Here is a 21,667-nt window from a genome sequence, read left to right as displayed (position 1 = left end):
TAAATCGTTGCAATTCAGCTACATGCTTTAATTAACTTTATACACATCTGTTTTGAAGCGATGTGTATGCTAAAACAAAGAATAAGGAGTAAAATCAATGAGTCTGCAATACACCCACAAACCTAATTATTTTCTTTATGCTCAATTGCTTATTCGTCACATTCAAGAATATGTCCAGAAGCACCCCGATGCAGACAATGCCATTTTTGATTTACGTGATATTTATGATTTGTTTCGTCAGGACTTTGCATCAACCACGACGAATCTAGAGGGTATTCTCAATATCACTGATGAATATCGTGTGGAAACCATTAATGGCGACCAAAAAATCATTAGTGGATATAAAATTGATGTTGAAAATAATTTTCTTCTCATTGATTTCAATCAAGATGCTTTGATTAGTTTACGTGAAGGCAAATCATTGATCGTTCCCGATGCTACACTACAAGAATAAATATCGTACAAAAAGAAAGCACTCTATTGAGTGCTTTCTTTTTGTTTCTGCTGATTTTTTTGTTTAAGTTTTTGATTAAAGCGCTTTGCTGGCCACAACATAATAAACCGAGCGCCCCCTAGATCAGGACTCTCATCCACAGTAATTGTGCCACCAAACCAGTACGCAATTCGGCTGACGATGGATAACCCCAAACCATAACCACCCGATGCACGGGTTCGACTGTCATCTAGACGGGCAAATGCCTCAAAAACACGTTTACGATCTTCTTCGGGGATGCCAGGGCCATCATCTTCCACGCAGACAAAAGCATTGCCATCCGCCTTTATGCCACCACTCATACGCACTTTATGATCACAATGGCGCACTGCATTTCCTACCAGATTTTGCACGACACGATGTAAATAACGACGTTCTGCATCTGCAATGACATAATTTGGTGGCGGTATAAGTTCAATTTCTTTCTGAGTTTTTAACGCTTCTGTTTCAACTGCAACTTGATCCAACACATCCAGTAAGGCAATTTCTTCAAAATCCAGTGATGGAGTGCCCTGCTCTAATTTGGCATAAGTCATGATCTCATCAATCAAGGTATTTAGTGCTTCAATATCTTTATCGATCATTTCCATTTGCTGAATCCGATAATTGTAATCATCTTCTTCAGCCAACATTTCCATACCAAAACGAATTCGGGCTACAGGAGTTCTCAACTCATGGGATACGGCTCGCATCAATTCACGCTGCGCTTCTATAAGCCGCTGAATATGATCAGACATATTATTATAACTGGATGCAAGATTTGCCATTTCATCACTACCTTCAATCGGCACTCGTAATGACAAATCACCCGACTTCATACGATTCAATGCATAACGTACTTGCCGAATTTTTCGCTCCAAAGGCAAAATCAGTCCATAGACTCCCAGACTCAACAGAAACAAGCTAAATAATGTAATACCTGCTGATAACTGAAACGGCATCCAATTAAACATGGGCACTGGCCCTAAAACCAGAACCTCAGTCGGATTATTTGGCATTGGAGAAACAATTGAAATCGTGGTTCCACGTACAGTTGCACTGTCTTTATACAACATCACACTTTGATCCTGACGCAAACGACCAATTTGCTCAGAATCCAGTTGAATATCTTTGACATTTTGAATCGAAAGTGGGTAAGAAAAGTGTTTTTGAATACGGCTGATATATTCTTTTTCTTGTCCCGGATAATAAATCAGGTAATCCAAAATAAAAATAGGTAGCGCTTTCATTTGGCGCTCACCTATTTTATCGACTTTGACATAAAGAAAATGCTTATTATCTTCAGGCAAGCCGATTATCACGTAGGCAATGCTATTCTCAGCATCGTAACGGACGATAGATTTTTGTTCTTCAATACGTTTTTTTTCAGTTCTGGAAAGCTCGATTTTATTTGAGTCGACGTAATAAATAGGCAACTCAAGTAAATCAGAAGCATCTGAAATCCAGTCCAGTCTTTGTTGCTCTCCCGGTTGCCGAGCTACTCCCTCACTAATGACATATGAAATACCATCCGTCAGGGACTCACGATATTCCTGAGCACGCTGGTAATTGATGATCTGAACCAACAGGTAGCCAAACAAAGCCACCAGCATGACCAAGACCACCAAACCCGCATAAATGCGTAAGAAGATACTGTGTTTAAACACTCAATCAACCTTATAGGGAGATGTTTAACAAACAATGGATGCGTAAATTACATACCATTGGTTTCTTTTACAAACAGATAACCTTTACTACGCACAGTTTTAATACGTTTCGGGTTTTCTGGATCATCGCCAATTTTTGGACGAATACGTGAAATACGTACGTCAATTGAACGGTCTTGACCATCATATTCAATACCACGCAGACGTTCAAAAATATCTTCACGTGACAAGATACGACCTGCATTAGAGGCTAATAGCCATAATAAGTCGTATTCAGCGCTCGTGAAATCTACCAGATCACCATTTAAAGTCACTGAACGACCACCATTATCGATGACCAAATCATCAAATTCGATACGCTGTGCTACTTCATCTTCAACAGTTTTATCGGTACGACGTAATAAAGCACGAATACGCGCTAATAAAACACGTGGTTGCACAGGTTTAGCCACATAGTCATCTGCACCCATTTCCAGACCTAAAACCTGATCCATATCTTCGGTACGTGCAGTTAACATTAGAATAGGCTGATGATAATGAGGACGAACTTCACGACAAACGGTTAAACCATCTGCACCAGGTAACATCACATCAAGTACCACTAGATCGGGTTGCTCACTGATAATACGGCGGATTGCACGATTACCATCTGTTTCAACCCCAACCTCCAATCCATTACGAATTAGATATTCCTGTGTTAAACGTGCAAGACGTTCATCATCTTCAACAATAAGGATCTTGGGTAACTTTTCTTCTTGGCTCATACAATTGCCCCTGTAATATGTTTAAGTGTATCTGTTTAAAATCCGACAGATAGACATGCTTCATAGAATGCAATATACACACGTTTACATTGTAAACAAGTCCTCGTTCACCAAACTGATACACGCCAGTTGTATTTTGTTGCAAATTTATTAGCTCTTGAATTTCCAGTAATTTTATTTTTTTGCTTTAAAAATTACCATTTATCTTAATCCTTTAAATAGTACGCATAAATATTAAACAAATTATTTCCATGGGGTCACTTTAGGCATCTAAATGTTTGTTTTTTGAGTTATCCACATAGTTATCTATACGTAATTTTTCAGGACTTTGCTAAGCTATGCATCGCAGAATCAGACAGATAATGAATGAATAAAAAATTAATAAAATGTCAAGATTGATATCAGGTTAAAATTACCGTATCTTGTGTTTAAAACAAACATTAACCACTAAGTCTTGTGTTTATTCCTCAAATATCGAGCCACCATTTTCGCCCGATTCAAACGGTCCAATGAACATAACTATAGATGACAATGGAGCTATGCTGACATGAGCGTAATCACTTCAACTCCTGGCCAACTTCAGGTGATTAAACGCACTGGGGAAGTTGCTGTATTTGATGCAGAGAAAATTTCCGTTGCGATTGGTAAAGCATTTTTGGCGGTCGAGGGTCAACAGGGCGCGGATTCAAGTCGTATCCACGATCGTATTACTCAACTTACAGAAATGGTCATGAATACTTTTAACCGCCGTTTACCTTCAGGCGGTACGATTCATATTGAAGAAATTCAGGATCAGGTCGAACTTGCGCTAATGCGTACTGGTGAGCAAAAAGTTGCTCGTGCTTATGTCATCTATCGTGAGCAACGTGCTAATGCTCGGCAGCAAGCAGGTGCCAATCACCACCCGACGTTACAGATTACAGATGCCAATGGCCAACTTCAGCCTTTGGATCTGGATGCCCTTTCAGCAGAAGTTGAAAAAGCTGCTGAAGGTTTGGAGGGTATCGATGTTCAAGCCATTGTCGATGAAACCATCAAGAACCTGTATAACGGCGTAAAAGCCAGTGATATCGCCACCACCATGATGATGGCAACGCGTACCCGTATTGAACATGAGCCGAATTACACTTATGTGACTGCACGTTTATTGCGTAATGAACTGGTAGCCAAAGGTCTTGAGTTTTTAGGTCTATCTGAAGATACACTGGAAAGTGATGCGCTTGAAACTTTCTTGAAAAAAGGCGTCGATCTTGAGTTACTAGATCCAGAATTATTAAATTTTGATTTAGTCAAACTTGCCGCAGCAATTAAACCAGAACGCTCAAATCAGTTTACTTACTTAGGTTTACAAACGTTATATGACCGTTACTTCATTCACTCAGATGGTATCCGCTACGAACTTCCACAATTGTTCTTTATGCGTGTTTCCATGGGTCTGTCACTGAATGAAGCAAATCGTGAAGAACGTGCAATCGAGTTTTATGACTTATTGTCTAGTTTCGATTATATGGCTTCTACGCCGACCCTATTTAACTCAGGGACTTTACGCCCGCAGTTATCTAGTTGCTATCTAACCACAATTGGCGATGACCTATATAACATTTATGGTGCAATGCGTGACAACGCAATGCTATCAAAATGGGCTGGTGGTTTGGGGAATGACTGGACACCAGTTCGTGCCCTTAATTCGTACATTAAAGGGACCAATGGTAAATCGCAAGGCGTAGTTCCATTCCTGAAAGTGGCCAATGATACAGCTGTTGCAGTCAATCAGGGTGGTAAACGCAAAGGTGCAGTGTGTGCCTATCTTGAAACTTGGCATTTGGATATCGAAGAGTTTTTAGAGCTGCGTAAAAACACAGGTGATGATCGCCGTCGTACCCATGACATGAATACAGCTAACTGGGTGCCTGACTTATTTATGCAACGTGTCTTTGAAGATGGTGAATGGACATTGTTCACTCCTTCTGAAGTTCCTGATCTTCATGATTTAACAGGTCAGGAATTTGCAGAACGTTATGCACATTATGAAGCGATTGCTAAAGAGCAAAACTTCTTACATAAGAAAGTTCGCGCTCAGGACTTATGGCGCAAAATGCTGTCCATGCTGTTTGAAACAGGTCATCCATGGATTACGTTCAAAGACGTGTGTAACCTGCGCTCACCACAACAGCATGTCGGTGTAGTTCACTCATCGAACCTGTGTACCGAAATTACGCTGAATACTAATCAGGATGAAATCGCAGTATGTAACTTAGGTTCAATCAATCTTGTGCAACATGTACAAGGGGGTGCATTGGATCGTGAGAAACTGGCACGTACCATTAAAACAGCAGTACGTATGCTCGATAACGTCATCGACATTAACTACTATGCTGTGCCACAAGCAAAAAATTCAAACCTGAAACACCGCCCTGTCGGTATGGGAATTATGGGTTTTCAGGATGCCCTGTATGAATTAAACATGGCTTATGGTTCTGATGAAGCAGTTAATTTTGCGGATGAATCAATGGAAGTCATCAGCTACTATGCAATTCAAACATCAAGTGAACTTGCTGTGGAACGCGGTGTTTATTCAACATTTGAGGGCTCACTTTGGGATCAAGGTATTTTGCCAATCGATTCTCTGGATATTGTGGCTAAAACTCGTCCTGAACGCATGTTTGAAGTGGATCGTACTCAACGTCTGGACTGGGACACATTACGTGCCAAAGTTAAAAAAGATGGTATGCGTAACTCAAATGTGATGGCAATTGCACCGACTGCAACGATTTCCAATATTTGTGGCGTGTCTCAATCGATTGAGCCGACATTCCAGAATTTGTATGTCAAATCAAACCTGTCTGGTGAATTCACAGTGATCAACCCTTACCTTGTTCGTGCTCTGAAAGAGCGTGGTCTTTGGGATAGCGTGATGGTCAATGACTTAAAACATTTTGAAGGTTCGGTACAGAAGATTTCACGTATTCCTGAGGAATTAAAAGCCATTTTTGCAACTGCATTTGAAGTTGAGCCACGCTGGATCGTAGATGCTGCCTCACGTCGTCAAAAATGGATCGATCAAGCACAGTCATTGAACCTGTATATTGCAGGTGCAAATGGTAAGAAGCTGGACATCACGTATAAAATGGCTTGGTTACGTGGTTTAAAAACAACCTATTACCTTCGAGCTTTAGGTGCAACTTCTGCTGAGAAATCAACCATTAATACAGGTGCATTGAATGCAGTTAAAGCCACAACTGTTGCAGCACCTGCTGCGGCAGTCGCTCAGGAAATAAAACCAGAAGCAACTGAAGACGGTTTTACCCAAGCAGCCCCTGTTCCAATGGCTTGTTCAATCGATAATCCTGATTGTGAAGCTTGTCAGTAATTAAAGTATAAAAAAAAGCCCTCTAGCGTCCGTCAAAACTAACTAGAAGGCTTTTCAATCTCGAAGTGATACCAAGATGGTCACAACGGGGCTGGCATAAGATAATGCGTTAAAGATTCTACCATTGAATTTATTAACGAGCCAGTAAGAGTCATCTTGATTTGTATCAGGAGATAATAAATGGCGAATAAAGTCGCAAGAAGTGCTGTGACTGGACAATATGTAACTTTGGAATATGCAGAAAAGCACCCAAAAACTACAGTTGTTGAGAAAGTTAAGCCTACCACGAAATCATCTAAAAAATAATTTCGTAAATGTGGATCTTAATTTCGGTTAAGATTCACGATTAAATACAAAAGGTATACGATCATGTTACATCTCAGTCATAACTATACACTTGGTTTAGCTGTACTGGTCTTTGCTTTTGTTTTTTTCTACGCGCCTATGGTTTACGCTTTTTTTAAAATTCGTAAGCAACAGCGTAATCAAAATAAGTAGTGGGGATATAGGTTCTATCGAATAACTTTAGAACATCTATCGACAAAACTTAATTTTGCTTACACAGAATAAGCGTATAGTAATGGCATCTTCGTAGAAAGATGTCGATAACGATATTAACAACGAAGAGAGAATTTGATTATGTCTATCCTGAGTTGGGACGATTTCGAAGATGATTCGCAAAAACCGGCTGCACCTGAACACAAGTCTGCGCCCATCGAACCGCAAAAAGCGCCTGCTACGCCGTTGGTATCTGATGCAGAGCCATCATCGCCGCGTGTGGCAAATGTACAATCCACTGGAACCTCTACCAGTCGACCAACAGATTCAACCGATTCGGTGGCTCGAGCATCTGAATCCTTAAAAAATCTGGATATTAGCGCAGGTTTGCAAGAGATTGAAACAGGGGCCAATCGAGTACAAGTTGATGATAAAGCCATGATCAACTGTCGTGCTGACTTAAACCAGTTAGTTCCTTTCAAATATGAATGGGCTTGGCAAAAGTATCTAGATGGCTGTGCCAATCACTGGATGCCGCAAGAAGTTAATATGAACCATGATATTGCATTATGGAAATCTGAAAATGGCTTGACGGAAGATGAACGCATTATTGTTAAACGTAATCTTGGCTTCTTCTCTACAGCAGATTCACTTGTGGCAAATAATCTGGTTTTGGCGATTTATCGTCTGATCACTAACCCTGAATGCCGCCAGTATATTCTACGTCAGGCTTTTGAAGAAGCGATCCATACACATGCCTATCAATATTGTATTGAATCTTTAGGTATGGATGAAGGCGAAATCTTCAATATGTATCATGAAATTCCAAGTGTTGCCCGTAAAGCAGCATGGGGCTTAAAATATACGCAATCTTTGAGTGATCCGAAATTTGAAACAGGGACACCTGAAACCGATCAGCAGTTATTGCGCAATTTGATTGCATTTTATTGCGTACTTGAAGGGATCTTTTTCTATTGCGGCTTTACTCAGATTTTGAGTATGGGTCGTCGTAATAAAATGAATGGTGTATCTGAGCAGTTCCAGTACATCTTGCGTGATGAATCAATGCATGTGAATTTTGGGATCGACATGATTAACCAGATCAAGATCGAAAACCCGCATTTGTGGACAACCGAATTCCAGCAGGAAGTGATTCAGATGATTCTGGAAGGCACTTTGCTTGAAATCGAATATGCTCGTGACACCATGCCACGTGGTGTATTGGGAATGAACGCGGCAATGATGGAAGAATATTTAAAATTTATTTGTAACCGTCGTTTGGCACAACTTGGCTTAGCAGAACAATATCCAGGTGTAACTAACCCATTCCAATGGATGTCTGAGATGATGGATTTGCGTAAAGAGAAGAATTTCTTTGAAACGCGCGTAACAGACTATCAGACTGGCGGTGCATTAAGCTGGTAATTTTATCGTCCCGTGATAACCCAATTATTATCTAAATAAAAAAGAACTGTCTTATTTGACAGTTCTTTTTTATATTTCATGCATCTCAAAAATTAGATCAAATCAAATAGAAAAATCACACAAATGAATATCTGAAATCTAACATAAATAGTTTGATAAACTTTGCATACGATAAATGGATTTAATGAAAAAAGAGTGTCTTTTGCAAGTGACTAACTCCCTTTTACTCTCAAGCAATATAGTAAAATCAACCTGTTAATCTCATCAAAAAAAGAAACGTAAATAAATTATTCCTACTCTAAGAGATGGTTTTTGGAAATGACGAACATTTTTACATTCATTTATCTGTTAATAAGGAACATTTTAGACCATCTGTTCAATAAAACAGCATGAAAATTCAAGTGAATTTTTGTTGATTAAATTTTAAAACATGGTTAGATTTTTGAGATTCATTGTTGGTAAACAATGATGGGACAATTTTTTAAATTTATGTGGTCAAGTCAAATGAAAATTCAGGGACTGAAACAATTCAGCATTGCAAGTATTGTTATTGCACTATCCAGTTTTAATTTAAGTCATGCAGATGATGCCTTTAGTCCTCAAAGCAAATATTTGTTTGGTGACTGGAATGGTAAACGCACAGAGTTAGCCAGTCAGGGCGCAAATTTTGACGCCAATCTTTATGTCGATACAGACTATCTGGCTGATGGTGGCTACAAACCAAGAGATGGTGCAACTTTTGCCAGTCAACTTTGGTTAGGCAGTAGTCTTGATCTGGAAAAACTGTTGGGTTGGAGTGGTGTTTCAGTACGTGCCATTGTTACTGCTCGTCAGGGTCAAAGTACGAGCGCAGAAAATATTTCATACCCAGGTGCGCCGCAAATGGCCAATACTCAAGCGACTTGGGGGCGTGGCAATGTTGACTCACGTCTTACCCAGCTTTCGATTGAGAAAATTTTTGCAGATACAGGCTGGAGCGTTCGTGTAGGCCGTATGGGTATGGGATCATATTTTAACGTCATGGGCTGTGACTTCCAGAGCACGTCATTTTGTACCGCACAAAACGGTAAATGGATGGGGAACGTCTGGTACAACGAACCTGTAGCGCAATGGGCGGGTATTGTTAAATACAGATTTACGCCTGAACTTTCTGCACAAGTGGGTGCATTTGAGTTTAATCCAACCAATATCAAGGAAAATCAGGGTTGGAATTTAAAATCTGAAGAAGCTGAAGGTGTTACGGTTCCTGTTGAATTACATTACCAACCTAAACAAGGGATTAACCAGTTACCGGGAAGCTATCGTCTAGGTGTGTTTTACAACAATGCAGATAAAACACAAAACAAAGATGTGCTGACTGGCGAGCAAAAAGATCGCGCCTATGCAGGTTGGCTGACCGTAGATCAACAATTAAGTTCTATCGATGGTAGCAAACGTGGTCTATATGGATTTAGCAATATTTCTTTCCACGACAAAACCGTCAATAAAATCGATAATACCCAGCAAATTGGAATTCGCTATTTAGGTCTACTAGATGAGCACCCCAATGATATCTTGGGTTTGGGTGTTAACCGAATTCATGTTAATGACCGTTATCGCAAAGGGATTTACAATAAAGGTGCGATTAATGAAGATGCTGAATACAATATTGAGCTCAACTATTCCCACTACGTCACGCCATGGTTGATGTTACGTCCTGTAGTTCAATATGTTATTCAACCTGGTGCAACCGATAAGGTAGATAATGCATTGGTACTGGGTTTGACAACCAAAGTCATTTTTTAAAACCAGTTCAATGCTTAAAATGCTGTGAGTTTAAAACTGACAGCATTTTTATTTGATTGGTTCGTCATTTTTAAATGAATCACTAAAATTAACATCGCCTTACTTTTTTATTGGATTAATCTCTGCCAAGATAAAAATACAATAAAAGCAAAATAAAGAGGTAATGCCGATGATTTCAAGAAACCTCCCTCTCACCGATCTCCATCGACATCTGGATGGTAATATTCGCGTACAAACCATTCTGGATTTGGGTCAGCAATATCACGTTAATCTGCCTGCACAAACTGTGGAAGAATTGCGCCCACATGTACAAGTCATGGACAATCAACCTGATTTACTCAGTTTTTTAGCCAAACTAGATTGGGGGGTAAAAGTTTTGGCAAGTCTGGAGGCCTGCCATCGTATCGCTTATGAAAATATTGAAGATGCCAAACAACATGGTCTGGATTATGTCGAGCTACGTTTTTCTCCGGGCTATATGGGAATGACACATCAACTGCCTTTAGCTGGTGTTGTTGAAGCGGTGATTGATGGGGTACAGCAAGGTTGCCGTGATTTAGGAATTAAAGCCAATTTGATTGGTATTATGAGTCGCACTTTTGGACAAATAGCCTGTCAAGCTGAACTTAATGCCTTACTGACACATAAAACTCATATCACCGCACTGGATTTAGCAGGCGATGAGTTGGGGTTTCCCGGAACTCTTTTTCTAGATCAATTTAAACAGGCCCGAAATGCAGGCTGGCGTATTACCGTACATGCAGGTGAAGCAGCAGGGCCAGAAAGTATTTGGCAAGCCATACAGGAACTTGGTGCAGAACGAATCGGTCATGGAGTGAAAGCTATTCAAGATCTGAAACTTATGGATTATCTAGCTCAACATGAAATTGGGATTGAGTCGTGTATCACGTCAAATCTACAAACCAGTACCGTCAGTGCGATAGAACGACACCCGATTAAAGACTTTTTGCAACATGGCATTCTAGCAACGATCAATACCGATGACCCTGCAGTAGAAGGAATTGAGATTCAGCATGAATATCAGGTGGCGGCACCGCAGGCAGGCTTAACACAAGAGCAGATCCGAACCGCTCAGGAAAATGGCCTCAAAGTGGCTTTTTTATCGGAACAGGAAAAGCAATTATTAAAAAATCAGGCTTTGGCTCGTCAACATGAAATCGTATGATTTTGAAGACTTAAACAGATATCGTTTAAATGGCTATAAAAATGGCCATTTATTATGGTTTAATCAATCAATGCTTGTTTTTTCTGATGTAAATTCTCAATATGAACACGATTGGTTTTCCAGGATGGATCAAGTATTTCTTTTTCAATGCGATATTTAATGCGTTTTTGCTTCATAGCAGGAATAACATCTTGATTAAATTTTTTCACATGTGTAATCCAGTCTTTACCTTGACAAACATGTTCTGGCATGGCGGTTTTAAACTCACTACGTGATGTAAATACAATCACTGAGTGTAAATATTCAGGAGTAACCACATCTCCAAGAATTTGCTCCAATGCCTTTACATGCTTAAAGTTTTGATGAATTGGATTTTGAAATCGATAACTTTTCTTATAAATTTTTTGTGTCCATTGTTTCTGATTAATACTGCCAAAAATCCAGCCTGTATAGTTTTTAGTTTCGATAATAAAAATCCCATAGGGACTAATCAAAATATGATCAATTTGTGTTGTCCCGTTTTGCTCATCAGGAATTGTACAATTATTTAGCATAATATATTCTTCACCCAGATAACGCTTGGCATGATCGATGACCATACTCTCTCCCATTTTCCCCTTAAAAGTGGGTGAAGATAAATAGGCCAAAAGACCCATAATGACAATAAAAAACACAATATATAAAAACATGGAATTATCCTTATATTTTATAGGTTTAGAATATGAATCACACTTAAATATTATTCATTTCTAAGTCCAATAAAATTTCTTTTTTATCTAATCCACCTGCAAATCCAACCAATGCTCCCGCCGCTCCAATTACACGATGACAGGGCGCAATGATCGAAATAGGGTTTTTCCATTTGCGGCACCTACGGCGCGCACCGCTTTTTCATTTCCTATTTGCTGGGCAATTTGTTTATAGCTTCGTGTTTCACCATAAGGAATGCTTAATAATGCAGCCCAGACTTGTTTCTGAAAATCAGTTCCCTCAAAATCAAGCGGAATATCAAATACTTTACGATGACCTGAAAAATATTCAATCAGCTGTTTTTGAGTATTTAATAAAATTGGATGAGAGACATCTTCAGTCAGTTCAGCTAGACGTACTCTTTTTGGATTTTCATTATCCCAAAGAATGGCAACCAAAGCCTGTTCATTCGCCACTAATTTCAGCTGCCCTACAGGTGAAGACATATAAAGATACGATAATTGCATATGAACTGCCTTTAAGTAGGAGATGACAATTTCATCAATACAAGACCTGAAACAATTAAAATCGCAGCCGTCATTCGCATTGCGCCCATAGGTTCATGCAAAATCAGAATACCAACGATAAAAGATCCAATTGCGCCAATTCCAGTCCAGACTGTATAAGCCGTGCCGAGTGGCAAGCTCCGCATTGAAATTGATAATAATATGACACTCAAAACCATAAATATAACGGTAATGATACTTGGCACCAAACGGGTAAAACCTTCTGACATTTTCATTGAATATGCCCAAATGACTTCAAAAAGTCCCGCCAGAATTAAGATTGCCCAAGCCATTTTATTCTCCATGATCAGGCGTCAGGTCGGCCTGACATTTTTTCCCTCATATGGGGGAGGTCGTTCCTCCTAGACAGTGATTATAATCAATTTATGTGACATGACCAATTCGAGTCGGTTAAATTTCTAAGACTCACGCCAGATCATTTGGTCAACTCGCATCAATTCACATGCCCCGTCACCTGTATCTTCACGTGATAAAGAACTTCGCCAACGCCAACCATCACTGGATTGAATTTCAATTAATGTGCCTTTGAAGAAAATTAAATCATCTTTTTTTATTTGTTGTATTTGTTTAGCAATCTCTGGAGTGGCTGGAACCAGATGCATATTGGCACTATGTTTATTGATTTCACTCAGCGAAATGGGAGGAACCGAGGTAATACGCCAGTGGTACCAGCGGTTGGCTTGTGAGATATCAATCTGTTTATAAATACTCGGGTTAGCCATCTCCCCCCATCCTACCGCAATATCTGTAGGTGAAAATTGGGCTTCCCTCCCTGTATGATAGTCTTCACGTGACAAAATCCTAAACGTACCTTCATAAGGCTGTAATTCCTGAATATGGATTTGACTATTTGAACTAAAATTTTCGACATTTGGAGTAGGTTTAATCCAATTTATCCACACTCCCCATCCCACGGCTATAATCAACACAAAATACAACCATTTACGCATCGTACATTCTCAATATTGTTATGGTTTTAAGGCTAATTTATTCAAAATAAGAATGTTAAACACTCTTAGATAAATTAAAAATATCACCAACATCGCCATGATTAAATCAATGCTGGCTTTCCCAGTGAATTGAATTAGCAATCCAGTAACAACCAATCCAGTCGCAACGGTTACATCAATATTCTGTACCAGATGACTCCAATGCAAAGGCCGATTTCTTATATAATCTTTGGCAATTAAATAACGTGATAAAATGGAAGCCGTCAGGATAATAACTCCTTGTAAAATCATGAAACTGGCTAAAGGCACGTGGGGATTATAATAACAATGTACAAGATCAACCAATAAACAGGTTGCAGCCAACAGTTCAAACCAAGCCAAGGCATGAATTAGTTTATTTCTGAGCAACGGCTCTATCGCAATAGCATTGTTAGCAACTAAATAAATGAGTGCATCCATTAAAACCAAGAGACTAATTGCAACTAAACTCAATGACGATGCCAAAATCGCCATACACAACGTCACCAGACACAACACAATATAAATGGAAGATAACCATGAAAGAATTTGTGTCGTTTTAATCACAGGTTTCAATGTTGTGGTAACTGGAACAAAGTTAGATAAGGTTTGTTGGTAATCTAAGTGTTCCAATTGTTGTTTTAATAAATCCGTAACACGCTCAACGTCACCATCATGAAAAATTGCCATATGCTGAGTTTGATGATCCATCTCAATATATTTAACCTGATGGCATTGTACTAAAGCTTTGCGCATTTCACGTTCATGCAGCATATCCAGTTTGGGAATATAGTAATAACTGACCCATTCCGACTGGATATTATCTTGTTCTGAAAAATCATATTCATCATCTGTAAATAAATCGACGTCTGCGTGTAACTCCCTTTGAGATTGAAAAAAAGCATTAGAAAGCAGAAAGCGTTGGTACTGTTGTTTTAGGCTCATTGACGCACCAGATCAGATGCAAAAAGAATGTCATCAGGTTAGTTATGATGACATTCTATACAGCTTTATTTTGATGAATCAATTAAAACTTGAAACTAATCCCTGCGCCATAGCGCCAACCCGATTCTGAATTCGTTGCGACTTGATGACTGGTTTGGCGATCACCTTTTTCATGCCGATAAGCAATATCAATGAATGGCATCACTTTTTTACTGATTTCATAACGAGTTTGAATACCCGTTTGTAAGGATGTTAATCCCGCTTTTTGAGCATAATCTGATTCATCCCGAATCAGAATGTCTGCTTTGATATAAGGTTGAGTAATTAACTTTTGCGTAAGCAGAATATCACGCTCAGTTTCTAGACTTAAACTTATATGTTGATCTTGTCCTATATAAAGATAGGCATCGGTTTCAAAGAAATACGGAGCTAATCCATGTAAACCAAATGCAGCATCAATCGCCTCCTGACGATACACATCAACGGCTTTATTACGATAACGTAATCCTGCTTGAACATCCCAAAACTCAGCAATATTTCGGCTATATAAAGCTGAAATAGCATAATCGGCTTTCTCACTTTCTGACTTTTCACTATGAGCTTTAATGAAAAGCTTATTTTCATCTGTACCCACCCACGTTTCCAGCTCAGTAGTAAACTCACCCTGCCCGTGCTTATCCACTCGCCACTGATGATCCAGTTTAGTTGCCTGATAAAGTTGCCCGCCATGTTCCCGACGATGATCATGATCTGAATGATCGTCAGAAAATACATTTGAGTGCATTTTATCTACTGTCGTTACAATCTTCTTTTCAGGTATTGGTATTTTAGAATGATCTTGAACATCTGACATAGCCATGTCAGGCATCATCATGTCATCTCCTTCATGAGCAAAAGTCCATGAACTCATCATAAATCCCGTTGAGAATATCAATGCAGTCATCAATTTAGTGGTGTGCATGTTGACCTCCTTGAACGGGTTTTACGGTATTTGCGGATGAAATATCAGGTAATTCATCTTTATCGACTTTAGCCACGATCAATTTATTCATCATGCCTGCCGACATGTGGTACAACAAATGACAATGAATCGCCCATTCGCCGAGTTCATCTGCGGTCAAAAGTACGCTCACAGTTTTACCCGGTGGCACAATAATGGTGTGTTTATTCGGAAGATTCTGTGAAGATTGGCCATTTTCCAGTTGTACAAACATTCCATGCAAATGCATCGGGTGCGCCATCATGCTGTCATTAATAAATTTAAGACGAATACGTTCTCCATATTTGACTACCAAAGGCGTGGCCTCATTATATTTTTTACCATTCATCGTCCAAATATAACGTTCCATATTTCCGCCTAAACGGATCACTAATTCTTTTGTTGGCTGACGAGTATCTGGTTGAGGCGCCAAAGATTGCAAATCCTGATATTGCAATGCTTTTAAACCTATAGGCGTTGAAGCGTTTGCCCAACCTTGTACCGTTTGCGTTGACTGGGGTATAGATGACTGATTCGATGTCTCATGCTGCATCATTCCCTGATGATTCATTTGATCATGCGATATGCCATGTCCCATCTGCTGATGCGACATGACATCATCATGCAGATGTTCTGGCATTTCAGACATCGATGAAGAGGGTGCAGATGTATGTTGCATTTTCTCTGGCATATGCATCGGCATAGAAGAATGATCTGAAAGTTTTGAATTTTCAGACATGTTGGCATGTCCCATGTCTTGCATGCTAAGTAATGCGCGTGGTCGTGCAACTGGAATGGCAATGTGCTGAGGTGCAGGCGTAGCCCCATTTTGCAGACTTGCCAATGCAAAACCGCTACGATCAATCGATTCAGCCTGTATCTGATAATGTGGGGCCGTCGGCTCAACGATCACATCATAAGTTTCAGCCGTACCAATCCGAAATTCATCGACCGCAACAGGTTTCACAGGCTGGCCATCTGCACTCACGACCATCATTTTCAAATTGGGAATGCGTACATCAAAAAATGACATGGCAGATGCGTTAATAAAACGTAATCGGACTTTTTCACCCGATGTAAATGCTCCACTCCAGTTCTGGTCAGGGGTCTTGCCGTTGACCAAAAAAGTATAGCCTGTGACATCAGATAAATCGGTTTTAAGCATCCGCATCTGATTCCACATTTTGCGATCTTGCCAGGTGGCTTTCAGACCGTGATGTTTGAACTGCTGAAAGACATCGCCTAATGTTTCACGCTGATTTTGATAATATTCGGCCGACTTTTTCAGATTTTTCATGAGTGTTTCACTCGATGAATCATGAAAATCCGACAACATCACCACATAATCACGCTCAGTCTGTTCTTGCGCTGTAAGTGGTTGCTTATTCTTTGGATAAACAATAAAGGCCCCATATAAGCCATCTTGCTCTTGTCCCTTACTATGCGCGTGATACCAATACGTCCCGTTTTGACGCACTTTAAACTGGTATTCAAATGAACCATCAGGTTTAATTCCCTGAAACCCATTAAACCCAGGTACACCATCCATAATGCCGGGTAGTAATAAACCATGCCAATGAATCGAAGAATCCTGATGCTTCAGGCTATTATGAACATGAATAACCGCTTCTTCTCCTTCTTCAAATTCAAGCTTGGGTGCTGGAAACTGACCATTCACCGTAATTCGCTGAACTGATTTGCCTGTGACATTGACTGTTTGTTGTGCAATATCCAAATAATATTCCTTCACCGCAGCCAGACAGAACGGAGAAACAGTAAAACACAGTCCTGTAAAAAGAACATTTCTTAATAAAATAGACATGACTAACCTCAAAATTTAAAACGTGATGTTTAGCTTGATTTTGAGATTAGACTTTTGGCGGCCTGAGAATTTCGTGCCAAAAACCAGCAAGATGCTGAACCTTATAATCAGGATGGGATGCTATGTTTGCAGCAAATACAACTGGTTGGGGTAATGCCGGACTCACATTCTCAACATAACTATTTAAATTTTGACAATGCAACTGATGACAGTCCTGACAGGATTGTAAGATCGCAGAGGAATGTAATGACGTCTTCTGGTGACAATGCACCATGCTTTCATTTGTTTTTTTTAAATCATTCTGTACTGTTGCATGTTGCATATTTCTGGAATGACATGGCGATATATTTGAAGCATGCTGCATTGTATGAACCGCATTTTGCATCATTCCTGCATGCATATTTTTGACAGAAGCAACAGCCACACCACTCCAGCTCATGATAAAAACCATAAGCAACACAAACCATGTTTGCCTGCGCTGAAGTTGATACAACCCTAAAATCCCCTCAAGTACATCTTTCATACCATTAAGCGGAATAGCATACCCAAGTTTATGTATAGATACAAATACGCGCAATTTTTCCTAAAGAAATCATTATTCCTTTTTCTATTTATTTCTGATCAGTTTCTACTTTTTAAACAAAACTCGTGAGATGTATCACAGACTAAAAGTAAAACAAAATAAACGACTTAAAATGCATAAAAAGAAATCGAATTGATTTCTTTTTATGCAAATTTCATGGATTTTTTAAACGATTGATATTATTTTGATTATTCTATCAGCAGCTTATCCACCGCGTTATCAACATAGTTATCCAGAGAGTTATAAACAAAGTTATCCACATCTACCTAAAATAAAGCAACGCTTTATTTTGAGGGCAATACCCAGTTTTACTGTGTATAAAAATATCGTGTTGAACGCAGAATTAAACCTGTTGTGCACCGACTTTAGCCAATTCAGTACGCATTTCGTCAATCACAACTTTATAATCTGGTTTGCCAAAAATAGCAGATCCAGCCACAAACATATCAGCACCAGCTTCCGCAATTTCACGGATATTGGCTGGTCCTACGCCACCGTCTACTTCCAAACGAATTTCACGTCCACTGGCATCAATAATCTGACGAGCTTGACGTAATTTTTCCAATGTCATTGGAATAAATTTTTGACCACCAAAGCCTGGGTTTACACTCATTAATAGGATCTGATCAACTTTATCCAGTACATAATCCAAATAATGTAACGGCGTGGCAGGATTAAATACTAAACCAGCTTTGGCTCCCCCCGCCTTAATCAACTGTAAGGAACGATCAATATGATCTGAAGCCTCGGGATGAAAAGTAATAATATCAGCACCCGCTTCAATAAAATCCCCAATCATACGATCAACTGGCGAAACCATTAAATGTACATCGATCGGCGCTTTGATCCCATAATTCTTCAAAGCCTTACATATCCCAGCACCAAACGTTAAATTGGGTACATAGTGATTATCCATGACATCGAAATGCACCACATCTGCGCCGGCCTCCAAAACTTTTTCAACATCTTCACCTAAACGTGCAAAATCAGCAGAAAGAATAGATGGTGCAATTAAATAAGGCTTGGACATGCGGGACCTGGCAGATAGCAAACAAAATGTGATTATAGCAAAAAGTGCCTTTACTGTGGGTCACACACTTCATTTGAATCTATAATCATTTGCAAAAAAGTAACACTCCCAATGATTTTATCTATCATTTTCAAGCGTACATTCGTTAGGATAACTCCTATCTTCTAAAGCATCTTCCCAAGGAAAATCAAGATATGCAAAGCTCAACCTCTATTGCAACAACAGAAGCACGACGGATTGCAAAACGTTTACTCAACCATTGGAAACATAAATTTGAAGTCGCTGAAACAGAACATGACTTTAAAATCTTTATGCCGACTGCGACCGTTACATTGACGCCTCTTGAACAAACATTGGAGGTTCTGATTCGTGCTGAGAATGAAGACACTATTCGTCTGGAAGGGGTGGTACTAGATCACCTTAACCGAATGGCACAACAGGAATTTGAGGCAAACTGGACACATCAATAAATTTATGTACGACTACTGACTAATAAAATGAAATCCAAATTCATGGATTTCATTTTTAACATGCTGAATCGCTTATATACGCTCGAGTTGCACGGCATGAAACTGTAGATGATCATCGATAAAGCTTTGAATAAAATAATAGCCATGATCATATCCAGCATGTTGTCTTAAACTCAGTTTTTGCCCAACATTACTACAGGCTTTTTGGAATAGCTCAGGATTTAACTGACTATAAAATTGATCGTCTAAACCTTGATCGATTAAAATTTCAGAGAATAACGCGCCTTTTTGTTCAATTAATGCCGTGGCGTCATGCTGGTTCCATAAACTGCGATCATCGCCCAAATAATGGGAAAATGCCTTTTCACCCCAAGGGCATTGGCTTGGTGCACAAATAGGAGCAAATGCTGAAACCGATTTGAATTTTTCAGGGTATTTTAGTGCGAGTGTCAGTGCCCCGTGCCCTCCCATACTGTGACCAAAAATTCCCATTTGACCTTGGATGACAGGAAATTGCGTCTTAATTAAGGGATAAAGCTCATCGATCAAATAACGCTCCATTTGATAATGTGCTGCCCATGGCGTCTGTGTCGCATTAATATAAAACCCAGCTCCCAGCCCCAAATCCCAACTGTCACCTTTGGCAACGTCTTCACCACGTGGAGAAGTATCTGGCGTGATAATAATAAGATCAAGTTGAGCAGCCAAACGCTGTGCATGTGCCTTAATTGCAAAGGTCTCTTCAGTACAGGTTAAGCCCGCAAGATAAAATAAAACCCCACACTTTTCACCATTCAACGCTACAGGCGGCAAAAATACACCAAATTTGCTCATGCCATTCAATGCTTCTGATTGACATTGATAAATGCGCTGTTCACCCTCAAAGCAACGATTTTTTTGCAACATTTCCATGGTTTTTTTCCTCATGTTTGGCAGCGGTGGTTTGGGGTAGATTTTGTTGAGGGAATAAATGCTGTTCCAATTGTGGCAGCATGAGTTCCATATTTTTACCAATTACCCATTGTGGTTCAGAGGGTTCAAAGCCCTGAGCTGATTCCCACGTCGCAACAGTTTCCTGAGCTTGTTTGAATGCATCTTTCATTGAATGCTGGTCACGCATGGCCTGATCAAAAAAAGCGCGACCAAAATAGGTGTAATCCGCTTCATTGGTACAGCCAAAAGACTGACGATCAGCAGCAGAGGCTGTGATAATCAAGGTATCAGGAGATTGTAATGCAGGAATAAAACTTCCCGAAAAACAGGATGAAATCACTATCACACGCCAGCGAATACCTGATTTATCTAGCGTCTCACGAAGCCATTTTGGATCGACTTGATTTAAATCCAGAGGCGCATTTTCGATTTCAAATTCATTGGGTCCGCCGTGCGATGTCATATATAAAAACAATACATCACTTTCTTTATTCATTTGCTGGCCAATACGACGCAAGGCAATGGTCATACTGGTTTGTGATGCAATCGGAACCTCAGTACGAGTATCAGGATTATTAATTAACATCATAGAACGGCCAAAAGTGCCAAAACGTGTATCAAACTGCTCCTTGATACGCATAATTTCCGACTTAAACACATCCTGATAACTAGCACCCGCAACACCAAGAAAATACCAGTGGCTTTGAGCAAACTCACCATATTGAATCTGCTCAAGTGACTTATTTAATAAACGACTTTGGGCATAAAAAGCATTTTCTGCAAATGTTGGGGCAACATCTTCAACTTTCCAGATGGGCTGACTGCGCACAGAACCTTGCCAAACGACTAATGTCACCAGCGTGGCAATCATGATTAATGCACGCTCCCACCACGGCCATTTTAATTCACGCGAAAAAACCCAAACCACTGCCAGACTTTGCCAGACAAACAACACCATAAATAATGTAGGTAAATAGTCGTAGGTAAAATAAGGTAGATAATCTAACTGTCCAAGGAACTGAATAAAACTTTGTAGCAAGGCAATATTGGTATCCAATACCAACCATAAAATTGTCGGCACCAACATCAAGCGGGAATTGTTAGTACGTTGTGACAGAAAAATTCCGACAATTAAGGCAAGAAAAGGCCAAAGCGCATAACTGACCAAACCTTGAGAATTAAACTCACCATTCTGACCTGCAACCAGCCAACTAAATAAAGTATTGGCTGCACCGCCAAGTACACCCCAGACTAAAAGCTGAAAAATCGAAGGATGGACAATTTGCAAACAACGTCTCGACCCTAAAAATAACCACATGCCAGCAATTTGGTTACTTTTGAAATCATGCCAAAAATTGATGGAAGGTTTAAGGTCGATCATAAAAAATTATTCAGGAGTAATAATGCATAATCAGTTTATGCTGGTGTGAAATTATATCAATAATGCTTTTATCTATATAACAAATATTTGCTGATTATTGAAGCAATGATCA

Annotated in this window: 20 protein-coding genes and 1 pseudogene; 8 read left to right on the top strand and 13 right to left on the bottom strand. The window is 39.6% G+C overall.

Annotated features, from left to right (window positions below; translation table 11 throughout):
- The first annotated feature begins 97 nt into the window (after positions 1–97).
- Positions 98–454, top strand: a complete 357-nt coding sequence (locus tag IAE19_RS10975; RefSeq protein WP_200460972.1) for a hypothetical protein — start codon at positions 98–100, stop codon at positions 452–454.
- A gap of 23 nt (positions 455–477) precedes the next feature.
- Here IAE19_RS10975 and bfmS read toward each other — a convergent pair whose 3' ends face one another.
- Entirely contained in the window at positions 478–2,139 is a 1,662-nt protein-coding gene (gene bfmS, locus IAE19_RS10970; RefSeq protein WP_200460971.1) for a sensor histidine kinase BfmS, read from the bottom strand.
- A 47-nt stretch (positions 2,140–2,186) separates the two neighbouring features.
- The gene (gene bfmR / locus IAE19_RS10965; RefSeq protein ID WP_004881343.1) at positions 2,187–2,903 is read right to left on the bottom strand and encodes a response regulator transcription factor BfmR; all 717 of its coding nucleotides are present in this window, start codon (positions 2,901–2,903) and stop codon (positions 2,187–2,189) included.
- Between the two features lie 547 nt (positions 2,904–3,450).
- On the opposite strand from bfmR, the gene IAE19_RS10960 reads away from it, so the two are divergent.
- The 6 genes from IAE19_RS10960 (at position 3,451) to add (ending at position 11,167) form a co-directional block, all read left to right on the top strand.
- Entirely contained in the window at positions 3,451–6,273 is a 2,823-nt protein-coding gene (locus IAE19_RS10960; RefSeq protein WP_200460970.1) for a ribonucleoside-diphosphate reductase subunit alpha, read from the top strand.
- A gap of 180 nt (positions 6,274–6,453) precedes the next feature.
- Positions 6,454–6,579: a hypothetical protein gene (locus tag IAE19_RS16745; protein WP_265092547.1), complete on the top strand. Its 126-nt coding sequence runs from the start codon at positions 6,454–6,456 to the stop codon at positions 6,577–6,579.
- A gap of 60 nt (positions 6,580–6,639) precedes the next feature.
- Positions 6,640–6,771, top strand: coding sequence for a preprotein translocase subunit YajC (locus IAE19_RS10955; RefSeq protein WP_200461061.1), 132 nt, complete (start codon positions 6,640–6,642; stop codon positions 6,769–6,771).
- Between the two features lie 141 nt (positions 6,772–6,912).
- Positions 6,913–8,196 (top strand): ribonucleotide-diphosphate reductase subunit beta, encoded by a 1,284-nt coding sequence (locus tag IAE19_RS10950; RefSeq protein ID WP_200460969.1) that lies wholly within the window; start codon positions 6,913–6,915, stop codon positions 8,194–8,196.
- A 504-nt stretch (positions 8,197–8,700) separates the two neighbouring features.
- The gene (locus IAE19_RS10945; protein ID WP_200460968.1) at positions 8,701–9,981 is read left to right on the top strand and encodes a carbohydrate porin; all 1,281 of its coding nucleotides are present in this window, start codon (positions 8,701–8,703) and stop codon (positions 9,979–9,981) included.
- A 169-nt stretch (positions 9,982–10,150) separates the two neighbouring features.
- Entirely contained in the window at positions 10,151–11,167 is a 1,017-nt protein-coding gene (add, locus tag IAE19_RS10940) for an adenosine deaminase (protein ID WP_200460967.1), read from the top strand.
- 59 nt (positions 11,168–11,226) lie between these two features.
- Here the strand turns inward: add and IAE19_RS10935 are convergent, their stop codons facing one another.
- From IAE19_RS10935 to rpe, 9 genes and pseudogenes are all read right to left on the bottom strand, one after another.
- A complete protein-coding gene (locus IAE19_RS10935) occupies positions 11,227–11,856 on the bottom strand; it encodes a nuclease-related domain-containing protein (protein ID WP_200460966.1) in 630 nt (209 codons plus the stop codon).
- A gap of 43 nt (positions 11,857–11,899) precedes the next feature.
- Positions 11,900–12,384, bottom strand: a pseudogene (locus tag IAE19_RS10930) (methylated-DNA--[protein]-cysteine S-methyltransferase).
- An 11-nt stretch (positions 12,385–12,395) separates the two neighbouring features.
- On the bottom strand, positions 12,396–12,716 hold the full coding sequence (locus tag IAE19_RS10925; protein WP_200460965.1) for a DMT family transporter: 321 nt from the start codon (positions 12,714–12,716) through the stop codon (positions 12,396–12,398).
- Positions 12,717–12,842: 126 nt separating this feature from the next.
- The gene (locus tag IAE19_RS10920) at positions 12,843–13,394 is read right to left on the bottom strand and encodes a hypothetical protein (RefSeq protein ID WP_200460964.1); all 552 of its coding nucleotides are present in this window, start codon (positions 13,392–13,394) and stop codon (positions 12,843–12,845) included.
- Positions 13,395–13,412: 18 nt separating this feature from the next.
- Positions 13,413–14,357: a hypothetical protein gene (locus IAE19_RS10915; protein ID WP_200460963.1), complete on the bottom strand. Its 945-nt coding sequence runs from the start codon at positions 14,355–14,357 to the stop codon at positions 13,413–13,415.
- A gap of 82 nt (positions 14,358–14,439) precedes the next feature.
- Positions 14,440–15,141: a copper resistance protein B gene (locus IAE19_RS10910; RefSeq protein WP_227611063.1), complete on the bottom strand. Its 702-nt coding sequence runs from the start codon at positions 15,139–15,141 to the stop codon at positions 14,440–14,442.
- A 163-nt stretch (positions 15,142–15,304) separates the two neighbouring features.
- A complete protein-coding gene (locus IAE19_RS10905) occupies positions 15,305–17,158 on the bottom strand; it encodes a copper resistance system multicopper oxidase (protein WP_200460961.1) in 1,854 nt (617 codons plus the stop codon).
- A gap of 46 nt (positions 17,159–17,204) precedes the next feature.
- Complete coding sequence (locus tag IAE19_RS10900; RefSeq protein WP_227612251.1) at positions 17,205–17,735, bottom strand: hypothetical protein; 531 nt, start codon at positions 17,733–17,735, stop codon at positions 17,205–17,207.
- A gap of 349 nt (positions 17,736–18,084) precedes the next feature.
- Positions 18,085–18,771: a ribulose-phosphate 3-epimerase gene (gene rpe, locus IAE19_RS10895; RefSeq protein ID WP_200460960.1), complete on the bottom strand. Its 687-nt coding sequence runs from the start codon at positions 18,769–18,771 to the stop codon at positions 18,085–18,087.
- A gap of 194 nt (positions 18,772–18,965) precedes the next feature.
- Here rpe and IAE19_RS10890 point away from each other — a divergent pair, with 194 nt between their 5' ends.
- Positions 18,966–19,241, top strand: a complete 276-nt coding sequence (locus tag IAE19_RS10890) for a DUF2218 domain-containing protein (protein ID WP_200460959.1) — start codon at positions 18,966–18,968, stop codon at positions 19,239–19,241.
- A 72-nt stretch (positions 19,242–19,313) separates the two neighbouring features.
- Here the strand turns inward: IAE19_RS10890 and fghA are convergent, their stop codons facing one another.
- Both fghA and IAE19_RS10880 read right to left on the bottom strand, forming a co-directional pair.
- Positions 19,314–20,153, bottom strand: a complete 840-nt coding sequence (gene fghA, locus IAE19_RS10885) for an S-formylglutathione hydrolase (RefSeq protein ID WP_200460958.1) — start codon at positions 20,151–20,153, stop codon at positions 19,314–19,316.
- Entirely contained in the window at positions 20,122–21,555 is a 1,434-nt protein-coding gene (locus IAE19_RS10880) for a C13 family peptidase (RefSeq protein WP_200460957.1), read from the bottom strand. The genes fghA and IAE19_RS10880 overlap by 32 nt, the downstream gene beginning before the upstream one ends.
- Between the last annotated feature and the right edge of the window lie 112 nt (positions 21,556–21,667).

The sequence above is a fragment of the Acinetobacter sp. S40 genome, from assembly GCF_016624705.1.
Classification (GTDB): domain Bacteria; phylum Pseudomonadota; class Gammaproteobacteria; order Pseudomonadales; family Moraxellaceae; genus Acinetobacter.
Note: the sequence above shows the minus strand (reverse complement) of the source record. Positions and strands in the feature narration are given on the sequence as shown.

What these genes read in the sequence shown, in the direction of transcription:
- IAE19_RS10975 (WP_200460972.1), top strand. Translation starts at nt 98, where the DNA reads ATGAGTCTGCAATACACCCACAAACCTAATTATTTTCTTTATGCTCAA.
- bfmR (WP_004881343.1), bottom strand. Translation starts at nt 2,903, where the DNA reads ATGAGCCAAGAAGAAAAGTTACCCAAGATCCTTATTGTTGAAGATGAT.
- IAE19_RS10960 (WP_200460970.1), top strand. Translation starts at nt 3,451, where the DNA reads ATGAGCGTAATCACTTCAACTCCTGGCCAACTTCAGGTGATTAAACGC.
- IAE19_RS16745 (WP_265092547.1), top strand. Translation starts at nt 6,454, where the DNA reads ATGGCGAATAAAGTCGCAAGAAGTGCTGTGACTGGACAATATGTAACT.
- IAE19_RS10950 (WP_200460969.1), top strand. Translation starts at nt 6,913, where the DNA reads ATGTCTATCCTGAGTTGGGACGATTTCGAAGATGATTCGCAAAAACCG.
- IAE19_RS10945 (WP_200460968.1), top strand. Translation starts at nt 8,701, where the DNA reads ATGAAAATTCAGGGACTGAAACAATTCAGCATTGCAAGTATTGTTATT.
- add (WP_200460967.1), top strand. Translation starts at nt 10,151, where the DNA reads ATGATTTCAAGAAACCTCCCTCTCACCGATCTCCATCGACATCTGGAT.
- IAE19_RS10935 (WP_200460966.1), bottom strand. Translation starts at nt 11,856, where the DNA reads ATGTTTTTATATATTGTGTTTTTTATTGTCATTATGGGTCTTTTGGCC.
- IAE19_RS10925 (WP_200460965.1), bottom strand. Translation starts at nt 12,716, where the DNA reads ATGGCTTGGGCAATCTTAATTCTGGCGGGACTTTTTGAAGTCATTTGG.
- IAE19_RS10920 (WP_200460964.1), bottom strand. Translation starts at nt 13,394, where the DNA reads ATGCGTAAATGGTTGTATTTTGTGTTGATTATAGCCGTGGGATGGGGA.
- IAE19_RS10915 (WP_200460963.1), bottom strand. Translation starts at nt 14,357, where the DNA reads ATGAGCCTAAAACAACAGTACCAACGCTTTCTGCTTTCTAATGCTTTT.
- IAE19_RS10910 (WP_227611063.1), bottom strand. Translation starts at nt 15,141, where the DNA reads ATGCACTCAAATGTATTTTCTGACGATCATTCAGATCATGATCATCGT.
- IAE19_RS10905 (WP_200460961.1), bottom strand. Translation starts at nt 17,158, where the DNA reads ATGTCTATTTTATTAAGAAATGTTCTTTTTACAGGACTGTGTTTTACT.
- rpe (WP_200460960.1), bottom strand. Translation starts at nt 18,771, where the DNA reads ATGTCCAAGCCTTATTTAATTGCACCATCTATTCTTTCTGCTGATTTT.
- IAE19_RS10890 (WP_200460959.1), top strand. Translation starts at nt 18,966, where the DNA reads ATGCAAAGCTCAACCTCTATTGCAACAACAGAAGCACGACGGATTGCA.
- fghA (WP_200460958.1), bottom strand. Translation starts at nt 20,153, where the DNA reads ATGGAAATGTTGCAAAAAAATCGTTGCTTTGAGGGTGAACAGCGCATT.
- IAE19_RS10880 (WP_200460957.1), bottom strand. Translation starts at nt 21,555, where the DNA reads ATGATCGACCTTAAACCTTCCATCAATTTTTGGCATGATTTCAAAAGT.